This window comes from Desulfonatronum thiosulfatophilum (genome assembly GCF_900104215.1).
GTDB lineage: Bacteria > Desulfobacterota > Desulfovibrionia > Desulfovibrionales > Desulfonatronaceae > Desulfonatronum > Desulfonatronum thiosulfatophilum.
The window spans coordinates 18,643-30,940 of record NZ_FMXO01000018.1 but is presented as its reverse complement, the minus strand read 5'-3'; the positions used below and the strand labels follow the sequence as shown (position 1 = coordinate 30,940).

Below are 12,298 nucleotides of genomic sequence, written 5' to 3'. Positions count from 1 at the left end.
GATAAGAAAATCATAAGAACGCTAAACGATGCTGATCGGACCTTCAGCTCGTCCGTGAATGAACTGCTGGACCACGGGATCATCCCATTGCCTGATCTGATCCGGCGTGCCTTGGGCGATGATCCTGCCTTCAAACAGCATGAACAGTTCGTGGCCGGTACTCATGGCCGCGGGAATATCATGACTGATCACCACGCAGGTGGCATGAAACTCGGCCTGGGTGCGCACGATCAGTTCGTTGATGGTGGCGGCCATGACGGGATCGAGGCCCGATGTCGGCTCGTCGAACAACACGATCTTCGGTTCCAGGGCCAAGGCCCGAGCCAGACCGACCCGTTTGCGCATCCCGCCGGAAAGTTCCGAGGACATCTTGTGGCCCATTTCCTTCAGGCCCACCGCGGTCAGCTTTTGCGCCACGATGTCCATAACCTCGCTCCGGCTCTTGCGGGTGTGCTCTAACAGAGGAAAAGCGACGTTTTCCTCCACGTTCATCGAATCGAACAAGGCCGACTCCTGAAACAGCATTCCGAACTTGCGCCGGACGGGCGCCATCTGGCGTTCGCTCATCCGGGCAATGTCCTGACCGTCGATGATCACCTGTCCCTGGTCGGGTTGCATCAAGCCGATGATGTGCTTGAGCAGCACGCTTTTGCCCCCGCCGCTGCGGCCGATGATCACGCTCACCGAGTCCTTGGCTATGGCCAGACTCAGATCACGAAGCACGTGCTCGCGTCCAAAACTTTTCCGCACATTGCGCATTTCGATAATCGGTTCCATGGGCATGCTACATCATCAATGCGGTGAGCACGTAGTCGCTGGTCAAAATCAGCACGGACGCGAGAACCACGGCCTGGGTAGTGGCCCGCCCAACGCCCTCCGCACCCCCACTGGTGTAGAAGCCCTTGTAGCAACCCACCAGTGTGAGGACCAAACCGAAGCAGGCCGCCTTGATCAAGCCGTTGTACAAATCACTCAAGGTGACGAATTCATATATCTTGTTCATAAATATGCCGCCGTGGATTCCCAGCAGCCGCACTCCCACCAGATACCCGCCGAAAACGCCGATGAAGACGGATAGTGCCGTGAGCAACGGAACCATGATCACTCCGGCAATAATCCGCGGCAAAACAAGATATTGAACAGGATTGATGGCCATCACCGAAAGTGCGTCCACCTGTTCCGTGACGCGCATGGTTCCGATCTCGGCGGCAATGGCCGAACCGGCTCTTCCGGTGACCATCAGGGCCGTGATCACCGGTCCGAGTTCGCGGGCCATGGACAGAGCGACCGTGGCGCCGACCAAGGTCTCCGCGGAAAACATCCGAAACGCGTAATACGTCTGCAGAGCCAGGACCATGCCGGTGAACAGGGACGTCAGGGCGACCACGAACACGGAATTCACGCCGATGAATTCCATCTGCTTGAAAAACAAACGCCAGCGCCATGGTGGCCGGAACAGCCAAGACAAGGCCTCCAGAAACAAGAGCACCATCCGCCCGCTGTCCCGGGAAATGCTTATGAACAAGCCGCCAACGGCTGCGACGAATTGGGTCATATCCGGCTCATTATACTCACGTTGTCAAGCCCTGATTGGAGTTATGTGAAAAATATGAATGCCGGCAACAACTGCGGGAGCGCACGAGATTTTTCGGGTCGTTCAAGGAACTTTTCGAATGAAGCCGTGAACTCGCAGCATAATCGCCTTTCTCCGAATGCTGCCTTGGCGCGCACGAACTCACTCCATCCCCTCGGGAGAATCCGGATTATGTCCTTTACACCACCAAGAGGGATCCGGCCTTTTGAACCACCAGTTCGTATGGTCCGTGTGCATGATTACTGCGGCCAAGTCGCGAGCCAGGTCCGTGTGCAAGCGGGGAAGCGCGCATTCGAGCCACTTTGCGGCATAGGGATTGCCCAGGTCCTGCTCTTGCTTCAGATTCAATATCAGGTCAAGCTGGTCCGCATCGTGGACAAGCCGGGACTCCAGACTCTGCGTCGCATCCAACTCCCGCCACCACTGCATGACGTCGTCCAGGCCAGTCCCGTCCAGTGCATGCTCCAGGGCAAGCAGCGTCTTTCGGGAGTTGTAGATCCTGTTGACATAATTGAAGTCCCCGATGCGCGTTTCGTGCAGATCATGGAACAAGGCCATGCCCATGGTCCGTAAAAGATCCGCCCCCTCGGTCAGCGAAGCCAGAACATAGGCAATGACCGTGGTCCGGAAGGAGTGTTCGGCAACGTTCTCCTGTCCGGAACCGAGGAATTGATATCCTGAGCGCGGCGTCTTGCGAAGCATGCCCACTTCAAAAAGAAAATCCGCCAGGCGGCTGTTTCGCGACGCATCGGCATCGATCGCCGAAGAGGAAGCATGCTCCACGTCTGGAGCAGCCGCGTGATTGGTTGAGATATTCCGATTCATGGAGAGTTTAATGATCCTTGAACAGCGATTCGCGAACCAACTGCATCATTCGTGCATGAAGCACATTATTAAGTGATGTCGAACGACAAGAAGATATGGCCACACCCCAGTTTGGCCGGAGTTCGGTCCCATACGTGAAGCCCATAGTACCTAAAGGGTAAAAGATTCCATAGTCAACCAGGAAAGGTGATTGGTCAAGAACTCCAGCCGACGTGCCACGCAAAATCAAGGCGAACCGGATCTCGTTTGCGCTGCTGCCTTGCCACTTTGTGCTGAGAATTGTAGTTGTTGACAAAAAGAGGATGGTGACAGCATGTCTAATGAGTCTCAAAAAGGATTGCCGCCTGTTCTGCGCGGTGCGATTGTCGGCGGCTCCATCGGCCTGATGGCGACCTGGTTTGGCGTGGATGTCGGCAGGGCCTTGTTTTACGGCATTGTCTGCGGCCTGTTGGCCGCTTACACGGCCCAGAAAATCCAGGAAAATCGCAAGAAAAAATAATGAGGAGTTGCACGGTTATTTGGCGTGAGCCGGCAACTTCTCTGTAACCCGCCGGCACGAAGCTTTTCAGGAGGACAAGATGCCTCATCCCGAACCGACCATTTTTCAAGCCCTGCTTCAACGCCGCAGTGTGCGCAAATTTACGGACCAGCCCGTGGACACGGAGCACTTAAGACGCATCCTGGATGCCGGACGCTGGGCGCCCAGCGGACTGAACAATCAACCGTGGCGTTTTCTGGTCATTCACAAGAACGATCCGCGACAGGAATCCCTGGCCGGTTTGACAAAATATGCCGCCATTGTCCGCAATGCCGGCGCGCTCATCGCCCTGTTCCTGCACAAGCCGGCAATGTATCATGAAGGCAAGGACCATCAGGCCGCCGGCGCCTGCATCCAGAACATGCTTCTGGCCATTCACGGCCTGGGCCTTGGCGGCGTCTGGCTTGGAGAAATCATCAATCAGGAAGAGCAAGTGATTCAGGCACTCGACCTGAATCCTGATGAGTACCGGATCATGGCGGTTATCGCCCTTGGCCATCCGGCCCATCCGGGTGCATCGTCCCGCCGCCCCCTGGAAGAACTTTTACTGGAGGCTTTATAGATGTCGGCCATACAAACATTCCCGCTGGGTCCTCTGCAAACCAACTGCTACCTGCTTGCCAACCAGGGGCAGGCTCTTGTCGTTGACCCGGGCGGCGCTCCGGACCCCGTGCTTCGCTTTGCGTCATCCAACAATCTCCAGATCCGGGAGATCCTGAACACGCACCTGCACTTCGATCATCTTTACGGCAACCAGGCCCTGCATCTCGCCACCAAGGCCCCCATTCGCGTCCCCGAAAAAGACGTTCCCCTGCTGGCCAGCGGCCTGGGCAGCGGCAACTACATGGGTCTGCCCAAGGTGGATTCTTATGAATACGAGACCATCAGCGCCGGGGACACGGAGTTCATCGGCCTGCAATGCCGTGTTCTACACACGCCGGGTCACAGTCCGGGCAGCCTTTCCTACTACTTCCCGGACCTTAATGCCGTTTTCGTCGGGGACGTTCTGTTTGCCGGTTCCATCGGGAGGACCGACTTTTTCGGCGGCGACATGGAGACGTTGCTCAACGCTGTCCGCTCCCAGCTTTTTACCCTGCCTCAGGAAACCATCGTCTATCCCGGCCACGGCCCCGCGACCACCGTTCGGGAAGAACAGCTGACAAACCCATACTTTGAAGATTAGCGAGAACGCAGAGGAACAAGGACATGACGGTTTCCCGCCCTCCCTTGAACGGTTTCGCCCCGTACGCCACGGGAGACTTTTCATCTCCAGCAGTTATCTCCTGCAGTCCTCGCAGCGGCGGAAACAGCGATGACGCCGCGGCCTTTTTCCGGGAGGGAATCCGTCAGGCTGGGGGCCGCAGTCAGCTCTTTTTCCTGAGAGACTTTTCCATTCATCCCTGCCAGGGCTGTATCCGCTGCGCCCAGGATCCCCGAGGCGAGTGCTATCTTTCCGACCAGGATCAAAGCGCACAACTGTTTCAGGCATTGCTTGCCGCGCCGAGCATCTTCATTTCCTCACCGATCTACTTTTATCATGTTCCCGCCCAGTTCAAGGCCTGGATCGACCGCAGCCAGTCCTATTATTTGCGCAAGGAGAACCAGGACCCGGTGATGCAAAAGCTTGCCGCCAGGCCTGCGATCATCAACCTCGTAGCCGGTCGCCCCCAAGGCGAACGTCTGTTTGAAGGGGCCTTGCTCACCCTCAAGTATTTTCTGAAAACCTTCAATTTTCACATTCAGGAACAGCATGTATTCCGCGGCATTGATAACGCCGACGACCTCCGTGGTCGCTCCGACGCACGGGAAACCTTGATCTCAGCCGGCTCCCATGCATGGACGCAGCTTTCCGCATAAGTAAGTTTGAGCGGACTCCGCGTCAGCTCGCCACTCTCTCCTGGAGCCGCATGGCGCGGCTTGTCCAGGAATATTTTCCAGCGCTGAACAAAAGGTGTCCTGTCTGCGGAGCCCTGAAGGATGAAGCTTCTTCAGACCCGGCTTCAACGGCCACGCTCAATGTCTGCGCCGTCTGTCGGTCGAGGCTTGTTCAGCGAATTACCGGATACTGTCCGCGATGCGGGAAGCTGTACGAGGTTGATGCCGGGCCCCCGATGTTGTGCCTCGATTGCCGCCTTTCTCCGCCTCCCTGGCACAACGTCTATTTCTACGGTCCATACAATGATCTGCTGAAATCACTGGTCTTGCGGTTCAAGTTCCAGGCCCAGCTCGGACTGGGCCGGCTGTTGCACGATTTGCTGCGCCTTTCGCTCCAGGCCGCAGAGGCAACCTCCCACGATCTGATCGTACCGATTCCGCTCCATCCCCGGAAGCTTCGTGACCGCGGTTTCAACCAGAGCCTGGAACTGTCCAGGGGCATTAGCCATGATGGTTTCGGCAACTTGCGCGTCAACGCTTTGAGTCGGATTCGAAACACACCAGCCCAGCACACCTTGCCGCGAGCGCAGCGCATGCAGAACCTGAAGGGAGCATTCCAGGCCGACAACGCCCTCGTCCACGGCAGAACGGTTCTCCTGGTCGACGACATTCTGACCACAGGAGCCACGGCGCATGCCGCCGCCAGGACTTTGCTCCAGGCCGGAGCCGTGTCGGTGGACCTGCTTGTACTGGCCAGGGCCTGATCCATCGGGAATGAAAAATTCGCTTGACGATTCAAAAGAATTTCGCATATGAGAGCTGTTTCTGCATTTGGGAGGCCGATAATGAGATATGCAATCGTAGAGTCAGGCGGCAAACAATACCGCATGGAAGAGGGAGTGAGCCTCAAGGTGGACAGAATTCACGCCGAACCCGGCGCGGAGGTCCTTCTGGACAAGGTTCTGCTTGTTGGCAACGAGAGCGAGGCCATGGCCGGACAGCCCTATGTGTCCGACGCCAAGGTAGCTTGTGAAGTCCTGGAGCATGGACGAGACAAGAAAATCATCGTCTTTCGGTTCTGGCGGCGCAAGGACTCCAGGAAGAAGCAGGGACATCGTCAAGAATTCACAAAAATCATGGTCAAGTCCATCCAGGCATAACCACGGAGGATTACAATGGCACATAAAAAAGCTGGAGGCAGCTCCAGAAACGGTCGCGACAGCGCTGGTCAGCGACGCGGCGTCAAGCGTTTCGGCGGACAGCAGGTCCTGGCCGGGAATATCCTGGTCCGTCAGCTGGGCACCAAATTCCATCCCGGCAAAAATGTCGGCATGGGCCGCGACTACACCTTGTTCGCCTTGACGGACGGCGTGGTTGAATTCGAGCGTTACACCCGGCAACGCAAAGTAAAGACCAGGATCAACATCGTTCCGGCGGATTCACCGGCAAATTAAATTCGTACCACTCCTGAACACGAACATGCTACATGATCGTGTACGTTAAAGTGCGGCCCGCATGGTCGCACTTTTTTTTTGCAATGCTTTTCTTTTACTTACTCTTTTGCTAGAGAATCAACTAATGTTGTTCATGTGAGTTCCACCTCACTTCACATACCATTTCGAGAAAAGGCCAAATGGCTCCAAGCACATCAAGCCCCTTGAATCTGCGCCAAACGCCGCCCATCAGCGCCGAAGAGTTCAATGAACTGCGGCGGTTCATCTATGATCTTGCGGGCATAGATATTCCGGAACGCCGCAAGTATCTTCTGGAAAACCGCCTCGGCCCACGACTCCTTGATCTGGGGCTGCGCAGCTACAAGGAATATGCATTGCTTCTGCGGCACGGTCCGACGAAGAACGAGGAACTGAAATTTTTTCTGTCCAAGATTACTACCAATGAAACCAGTTTCTTTCGTGACGTCAAACAACTGGAAGTCTTTGAAGCCAACGTGCTCAAAGAGGTAATCCGGGAACGCGAACAATCCGAAGACAAAACCATGCACATCTGGTCCGCGGGCTGTTCCTCCGGCGAGGAGCCCTACACATTGGGCATCATGCTCCACGAGGCGTTGCGGATGTCCATTCTCGGTTGGAAGGTACGCATCACGGCCAACGATCTTTCCCCGGACATGATCGCCAAGGCGCAGGATGGGTTGTATGGAGAACATTCCTTGCGCACGACGTCCAAGGATATCCTGAACAGGTACTTCACCAGAGAACCGAGCGGATACCGCATCCACCCGAAAGTCAAAAAACTTGTTTCCTTCAGCCTGATCAACCTGAACGACAAGCTTGCCCTGAAGCGCATTCCGCGATCGCATATCATATTCTGTCGCAATGTAATTATCTATTTTGATGATCCGATGAAACAAAAAGTCATCTCCGGTTTTTACGACAATCTTCTGCCCGGAGGGTATCTGGTGCTTGGCCACTCGGAGACAATCCATAAGATCTCTCGTGCCTTTAAGCCCCTGATCAAGCCCGGGGGCATCGTGTACAGGAAGGATGCGTGATGCGAGTCGCGCATTGTTCTCATTAGAACGGAGGTTGGATGTGATCAGAGTATGCACGGAGTATCTACTCCCGGGAATGATTCTGGCCAGGAAAATACCCGGTGTGGATGGAACAACGTTTTTGGAAGCGGGAGTCTTGTTGAGCGACGAACAGATCCAGCTTCTCAAGGAGTTCGGCCTCAGCGCCGTATCCGTCCGTCTGCCCGTGGAAATGGATTTCGAAGCAGAGACTGCTCGTCAGGCGGAACTCCATTCCCGCAATTTTTTCGTCTTTGTCGATCCCGACCACGAAGCATTCAAGGGACTCTTTCACATTGCCGTGGAACGTACCGCCCGCGCGATTTCCTCAGGCTGGGAGGTTCCCTGCGAAAGCGCTCTGCGGGCCAAGAACATGGAGCATCTTTCAGATCTTTTTATCAAGGATGTCGGAAATGCAGCGGAAATTGTCCGTCACGAGGTCGGTTTGGCCTCATTTCCTGATATCTACTTCAAGATTCGTGAGGTTCTGGACAATCCCAAAAGCTCGGCCCATGACATCGCCAATGTCGTCAACACGGATGTAGGTATTTCCGCGAAGCTGCTCAAACTGGTCAACAGCCCCCTCTTCGGCTTTTCCTCCACCATCGATTCCGTATCACGGGCAGTATCTCTTCTCGGCGTCCATGAAGTCTCCTTCCTCGCCTTGGGGATTTCAACGATCAACTACTTCAAGAATATACCGCCAGAACTTATGGACATGCGAACGTTCTGGCGGCACTCCCTGCGGTGCGCCGTTTTCGCGAATTTGATCGCCATGAAGCTCGGATTGCCTGCAGAGCGATACTTTACAGCTGGTCTCCTCCATGATGTGGGACGTCTGATTATTTTTAAGAACATGGCCTACGCCTCCGTGGAAGCCCTGCTTCTCGCCCGGACGGACATGGTGCCCCTGGTGGAAGCGGAGAATACGATCCTGGAATATAATCATGCCGACGTGGGCAGGCTTCTTCTGGAGGAATGGGATTTTCCTTCCGCCTTGAAAGACCTTATAGCTCATCATCACCATCCTGAGCTTGCGGTGGACCGCAAAGGCGCAGTCGTGGTCCAACTCGCCGACATCATGGCCAATGTCGCTGAAATCTCATCCGGCGGACTCTACTCCCTGCCCGGAATGAGTCGGGAAGACTGGCAACTGCTCGGACTTGACCCGCACGCTCTCTCCTCGCTGATGAAACTGCACGATCGGCACTTCGATGAGATCACGGCTGCTCTGCTCTAACCGCCCTTTCTCCCCACATTTATGGTTCTGCGCTACGACGTCTCTTTCATCAATCCGTTTCTGGACGCCGTGGTCGGCGTCCTGGGCATGATGGCCTCGGTCAAGGTCAACCCCGGCAAACCGTACATCAACCGGAGTCGCTCAGCCATCGGCGACGTCACCGGCTCCCTCGGCTTTTCCGGTTCCGCGGACGGAGTCATGTCCTTGACCCTGGATGAACCGGTCATACTTAAAATTGTCAACAATATGCTGGCTGAAAGCTACTCGACCATCAATGACGACATAGCTGACGCCGTGGGAGAATTGACAAACATGATCGCCGGACAGGCCAGGCAGGATCTGGTCAAGCAGGGAATGAAACTGAAAGCCTCCACCCCCACCGTGATTATCGGAAAAGGGCACAAGATCAGCCACATCACCTCCTCACCCATTCTGGCCATACCCTTCACAACGGACGAGGGCTCTCTGGTGGTCGAAGTTTCCTTTGAACCCGAGGATTCCGACAATCCCTGACTCTCTGCCGCCAAAACGACCCTGTCACCGGCCTGCGCCAGGATCGAATCAGCGTGTTGACGATCAAATGTTCCGGCTGCAAATGCAAACTTTGGAAATACAAGAAAATTGGTCCCGGAAAGGTTCTGCGGTGCCACAAATCCCGGATCAGCAAACGGTTTGACATCATGGAGCGTGACGGCATGCTGTTCTGCCCCTGCGGCAGATCCATCGCCACGGACATGGGCCGATTTTACAAAATGCACGTCGACGCATTCACATATACCGGAACCAAGGACGCCGCCTGAACTCTCCATGGCCATATCCAAACTGCTTTCCCGATTGCTCACTAAGCCTTCAACCCGTTCTTTTCACGAGCAGTTCACGGCCAGGCCCAACTACTCCCCGTGGAACTGGCTGCATGGCTACGTGTATGCCCGCTGGCCGGAGCTGTACATTTCCATAGGCACCGGGCGACATTCCGCGGTTCGGGTTCTCAAGCCTCTGGCGGCCCTGTTCCGGAAATCAAAAACCACGTCTCTTCCGGAGAAGCAAAGCCGCAAGATCAACTTTGCCGACACGTACCACGGCAAGGTGCTCCACCTGGAGCACGCCAGGCAGCTGGTCACGGTTAATCGGGACATTGATCTCGGCGACTTGGAGCAGATCATTCCCTATGCCACGGCCAGGGACATTGTCTTGCAGCATCCGGATCGGATTGTGGCCCTGCAGTGCCCGTGCCGCGGTTCCAGCGCAAAACCGTGCCTGCCCCTGGATGTCTGCCTGATTGTCGGCGAACCCTTTGCGGGATTCATTGCCGAACACCACCCGGACAAGGCCCGCTGGGTCAGCCGGGAAGAGGCCCAGGACATTCTCCAGGCTGAACATGAACGGGGCCATGTTCACCATGCTTTTTTCAAGGATGTCATGCTCGGCCGTTTCTACGCCATTTGCAACTGCTGCGCCTGCTGCTGCGGAGCCATGAGCGCCCAGCGCAACGGGACGCCCATGCTGGCCTCCTCCGGGTATGTCTGCATCAAAGACGAGGACCGGTGCATTCAGTGCGGCCTCTGCGCCAGGAACTGCCAGTTCCAGGCCATTCACCGGCTCGGTGAAACATATGTTCTGGACGCCTTGCAGTGCATGGGCTGCGGCGTCTGCGTCGGCAAATGCTCCAAGGACGCCCTGACACTCGTCCGTGATCCGTCCCGGGGCGATCCCCTGGATCTGCGGGAGATCATGTCGGCTCGCGGTCACTGACTTCTAGACACGCAACCATGTCGCCGACAACAGGCTGCCACGATCAACCTGCATCGCCCAACTGCCCTTATCCCCTTCCACATGAAAACACGTCAACCAAGCATAAGGCCCAACACGGAAACACCATGAGATTTGTAGACGAAGCTGAAATAACTGTTCGCTCCGGCCACGGCGGTCACGGATGCGTTTCTTTTCGCCGGGAAAAATATATCGCGAAAGGCGGGCCGGACGGCGGCGACGGAGGCAAGGGCGGAGACGTGATCTTTCGGGGGAACTCCAAGTTGTTGTCCCTCTACGACTTCCGCCTGAAGCGGCTTTATGAAGCCCGCAACGGGCAACCCGGCTCCGGCCGGGAAAAGACGGGTGCCAAAGCCGATGATCTGGTCGTCGACGTTCCCTTGGGAACCCAGCTCTATGAAGTGGACGAGGACGGCGTAAAACAACTGCTTGCGGATCTGGCCGTCGAAGGCCAGACCGTGCATCTGGTCAAGGGCGGCCGCGGCGGCAAGGGCAACACTCATTTCAAGTCCGCCACCATGCGCACGCCGCGCTTTGCCCAGCCCGGCGAAGAGGGCGAAGAGAAGCGGATTCGCCTGGAGCTGAAGATCCTGGCCGACGTGGGCATCATCGGCCTGCCCAATGCCGGCAAATCCACGCTGATTTCCGCGCTTTCCGCGGCAAGGCCCAAGATAGCCCCGTATCCCTTCACCACGCTCAGCCCCAACCTGGGGGTGATGCTGGGGGAACACGGCGAAAAACTGATCCTGGCCGACATTCCGGGTCTGGTCAGCGGTGCCCATGAAGGCCGGGGCCTGGGGCACAAATTCCTCAAGCACGTGGAACGCACCCGTTTCCTGCTGCACGTGCTCAGTGTCGAGGAGGTATCCCTGGAAGACGACCCCTGGGCCGGCTTCGCCCTGCTCAACGAAGAGCTTGGCAGCTTTGATCCGGCTCTGGGGCAAAAACAGCAGCTATGGGTGGTGAACAAGATCGACCTTTGGCCGGAAGAGCGTCTGGCCATGCTGCGAGAACGGGCCGAGCACGACGGCAAGGATCTGCTCCTGATCTCCGCCCTGCAGGCCAAAGGACTGGAGGAGTTGGAAGAACGGCTTTGGTTGATGCTCAAGCAGTTCTTTGCACTGGAGGAAAAACCGGTTGAAGAGGAAATCAATGATTGACGACAGGTTACGCGCCCACCGCCTTTTCCTGACCGATGTGCTGCGCAAGCAGGCCGACTTTTCACAAACCGATCAGAACAAAGGGATTCCGGCCCCACCGCTGCAAAAACCGGCTGATCCGGAAGCGACTCGCATCTCGCTGCCCGGGCCGAAGGAGTGGCCTTCCGATCTGGGCAGCATGCAGCTGATCGAAGCCATTGCCCGGCGCAAAAGCCGCCGCAACTTTTCCGGTTCGGAGCTGAGTCTAGAGGAGCTGTCCTTTTTGCTTTGGGCTACCCAGGGGATCCGCCAGATGATTGGCCGGGGCACGGCCTTGCGCAATGTTCCTTCCGCGGGCGCCAGGCACAGTTTTGAAACCTATATCTTTATCCGTGACGTGGAACGAGTTCCGCCGGCGCTGTACCGTTACCTGCCCGTGGAACACGAAATCGTCCTTGTTCAGGAGATTGCGGATATGGAACGCTCCTTGAGCCGGGCGGCCTATGGCCAGCAGTTCGTCGGCCATGCCGCGGCCACCTTTGTCTGGGCCTGCATCCCCTATCGCATGGAATGGCGTTACGGCTTGACCGCGCACCGGGTGATCCTCATGGACGTAGGCCATGTCTGTCAGAATCTCTATCTGGCCTGTGAATCCATCGATGCAGGCACCTGCGCGGTGGCCGCCTACGACCAGGAGGAGATGGACAAACTCATCGGGCTTGATGGTGAAGAAGAATTTGCGATCTATGTCGCACCGGTGGGAAAGCGGCTTTCGTCTTCAAACTGA

The 12,298-nt window shown here is 56.5% G+C and carries 17 protein-coding genes; 14 read left to right on the top strand and 3 right to left on the bottom strand.

Annotated elements, in window-relative coordinates:
* Positions 1-21: 21 nt before the first annotated feature.
* The 3 genes from BLP93_RS14380 to BLP93_RS14370 form a co-directional block, all read right to left on the bottom strand.
* Positions 22-783 (bottom strand): ABC transporter ATP-binding protein, encoded by a 762-nt coding sequence (locus BLP93_RS14380; RefSeq protein ID WP_208596661.1) that lies wholly within the window; start codon positions 781-783, stop codon positions 22-24.
* A gap of 1 nt (position 784) precedes the next feature.
* Positions 785-1,555, bottom strand: coding sequence for an MlaE family ABC transporter permease (locus BLP93_RS14375; RefSeq protein ID WP_092123226.1), 771 nt, complete (start codon positions 1,553-1,555; stop codon positions 785-787).
* A gap of 180 nt (positions 1,556-1,735) precedes the next feature.
* Positions 1,736-2,296, bottom strand: a complete 561-nt coding sequence (locus BLP93_RS14370; protein WP_244148775.1) for an HD domain-containing protein — start codon at positions 2,294-2,296, stop codon at positions 1,736-1,738.
* A gap of 436 nt (positions 2,297-2,732) precedes the next feature.
* Between BLP93_RS14370 and BLP93_RS14365 the strand changes: the two genes are divergently transcribed.
* The 14 genes from BLP93_RS14365 to BLP93_RS14300 all read left to right on the top strand — a co-directional run bounded on the left by BLP93_RS14365 (position 2,733) and on the right by BLP93_RS14300 (position 12,298).
* Complete coding sequence (locus tag BLP93_RS14365; protein WP_092123222.1) at positions 2,733-2,918, top strand: hypothetical protein; 186 nt, start codon at positions 2,733-2,735, stop codon at positions 2,916-2,918.
* Between the two features lie 79 nt (positions 2,919-2,997).
* Entirely contained in the window at positions 2,998-3,519 is a 522-nt protein-coding gene (locus BLP93_RS14360; protein WP_092123220.1) for a nitroreductase family protein, read from the top strand.
* Positions 3,520-4,140: an MBL fold metallo-hydrolase gene (locus tag BLP93_RS14355; RefSeq protein ID WP_092123218.1), complete on the top strand. Its 621-nt coding sequence runs from the start codon at positions 3,520-3,522 to the stop codon at positions 4,138-4,140.
* Positions 4,141-4,163: 23 nt separating this feature from the next.
* Positions 4,164-4,814: a flavodoxin family protein gene (locus tag BLP93_RS14350; RefSeq protein ID WP_092123216.1), complete on the top strand. Its 651-nt coding sequence runs from the start codon at positions 4,164-4,166 to the stop codon at positions 4,812-4,814.
* A 50-nt stretch (positions 4,815-4,864) separates the two neighbouring features.
* Positions 4,865-5,596: a ComF family protein gene (locus BLP93_RS14345; RefSeq protein ID WP_161946351.1), complete on the top strand. Its 732-nt coding sequence runs from the start codon at positions 4,865-4,867 to the stop codon at positions 5,594-5,596.
* An 81-nt stretch (positions 5,597-5,677) separates the two neighbouring features.
* A complete protein-coding gene (gene rplU, locus BLP93_RS14340) occupies positions 5,678-5,992 on the top strand; it encodes a 50S ribosomal protein L21 (protein WP_092123212.1) in 315 nt (104 codons plus the stop codon).
* Positions 5,993-6,007: 15 nt separating this feature from the next.
* The gene (rpmA, locus tag BLP93_RS14335; protein WP_092123210.1) at positions 6,008-6,286 is read left to right on the top strand and encodes a 50S ribosomal protein L27; all 279 of its coding nucleotides are present in this window, start codon (positions 6,008-6,010) and stop codon (positions 6,284-6,286) included.
* Between the two features lie 179 nt (positions 6,287-6,465).
* A complete protein-coding gene (locus tag BLP93_RS14330) occupies positions 6,466-7,344 on the top strand; it encodes a CheR family methyltransferase (RefSeq protein ID WP_092123208.1) in 879 nt (292 codons plus the stop codon).
* 40 nt (positions 7,345-7,384) lie between these two features.
* Complete coding sequence (locus BLP93_RS14325) at positions 7,385-8,602, top strand: HDOD domain-containing protein (RefSeq protein ID WP_244148771.1); 1,218 nt, start codon at positions 7,385-7,387, stop codon at positions 8,600-8,602.
* Between the two features lie 21 nt (positions 8,603-8,623).
* Positions 8,624-9,115 (top strand): chemotaxis protein CheX, encoded by a 492-nt coding sequence (locus tag BLP93_RS14320; RefSeq protein WP_092123204.1) that lies wholly within the window; start codon positions 8,624-8,626, stop codon positions 9,113-9,115.
* A gap of 53 nt (positions 9,116-9,168) precedes the next feature.
* Complete coding sequence (locus BLP93_RS14315; RefSeq protein ID WP_092123202.1) at positions 9,169-9,402, top strand: hypothetical protein; 234 nt, start codon at positions 9,169-9,171, stop codon at positions 9,400-9,402.
* Between the two features lie 7 nt (positions 9,403-9,409).
* The gene (locus BLP93_RS14310) at positions 9,410-10,354 is read left to right on the top strand and encodes an ATP-binding protein (protein WP_092123200.1); all 945 of its coding nucleotides are present in this window, start codon (positions 9,410-9,412) and stop codon (positions 10,352-10,354) included.
* Between the two features lie 17 nt (positions 10,355-10,371).
* The gene (gene obgE, locus BLP93_RS14305; protein WP_341844805.1) at positions 10,372-11,532 is read left to right on the top strand and encodes a GTPase ObgE; all 1,161 of its coding nucleotides are present in this window, start codon (positions 10,372-10,374) and stop codon (positions 11,530-11,532) included.
* Positions 11,525-12,298 (top strand): SagB/ThcOx family dehydrogenase, encoded by a 774-nt coding sequence (locus BLP93_RS14300; protein ID WP_092123196.1) that lies wholly within the window; start codon positions 11,525-11,527, stop codon positions 12,296-12,298. Before obgE ends, BLP93_RS14300 begins: the two co-directional genes overlap by 8 nt.

Excerpts from the sequence above, each read along its gene's own strand:
- BLP93_RS14375 (WP_092123226.1), bottom strand. The coding sequence starts at position 1,555 with ATGACCCAATTCGTCGCAGCCGTTGGCGGCTTGTTCATAAGCATTTCC.
- rpmA (WP_092123210.1), top strand. The coding sequence starts at position 6,008 with ATGGCACATAAAAAAGCTGGAGGCAGCTCCAGAAACGGTCGCGACAGC.
- BLP93_RS14355 (WP_092123218.1), top strand. The coding sequence starts at position 3,520 with ATGTCGGCCATACAAACATTCCCGCTGGGTCCTCTGCAAACCAACTGC.
- rplU (WP_092123212.1), top strand. The coding sequence starts at position 5,678 with ATGAGATATGCAATCGTAGAGTCAGGCGGCAAACAATACCGCATGGAA.
- BLP93_RS14380 (WP_208596661.1), bottom strand. The coding sequence starts at position 783 with ATGCCCATGGAACCGATTATCGAAATGCGCAATGTGCGGAAAAGTTTT.
- BLP93_RS14310 (WP_092123200.1), top strand. The coding sequence starts at position 9,410 with ATGGCCATATCCAAACTGCTTTCCCGATTGCTCACTAAGCCTTCAACC.
- BLP93_RS14300 (WP_092123196.1), top strand. The coding sequence starts at position 11,525 with ATGATTGACGACAGGTTACGCGCCCACCGCCTTTTCCTGACCGATGTG.
- BLP93_RS14370 (WP_244148775.1), bottom strand. The coding sequence starts at position 2,296 with ATGCTTCGCAAGACGCCGCGCTCAGGATATCAATTCCTCGGTTCCGGA.
- BLP93_RS14360 (WP_092123220.1), top strand. The coding sequence starts at position 2,998 with ATGCCTCATCCCGAACCGACCATTTTTCAAGCCCTGCTTCAACGCCGC.
- BLP93_RS14350 (WP_092123216.1), top strand. The coding sequence starts at position 4,164 with ATGACGGTTTCCCGCCCTCCCTTGAACGGTTTCGCCCCGTACGCCACG.
- BLP93_RS14345 (WP_161946351.1), top strand. The coding sequence starts at position 4,865 with ATGGCGCGGCTTGTCCAGGAATATTTTCCAGCGCTGAACAAAAGGTGT.
- BLP93_RS14320 (WP_092123204.1), top strand. The coding sequence starts at position 8,624 with ATGGTTCTGCGCTACGACGTCTCTTTCATCAATCCGTTTCTGGACGCC.
- BLP93_RS14365 (WP_092123222.1), top strand. The coding sequence starts at position 2,733 with ATGTCTAATGAGTCTCAAAAAGGATTGCCGCCTGTTCTGCGCGGTGCG.
- BLP93_RS14330 (WP_092123208.1), top strand. The coding sequence starts at position 6,466 with ATGGCTCCAAGCACATCAAGCCCCTTGAATCTGCGCCAAACGCCGCCC.
- obgE (WP_341844805.1), top strand. The coding sequence starts at position 10,372 with ATGTCGCCGACAACAGGCTGCCACGATCAACCTGCATCGCCCAACTGC.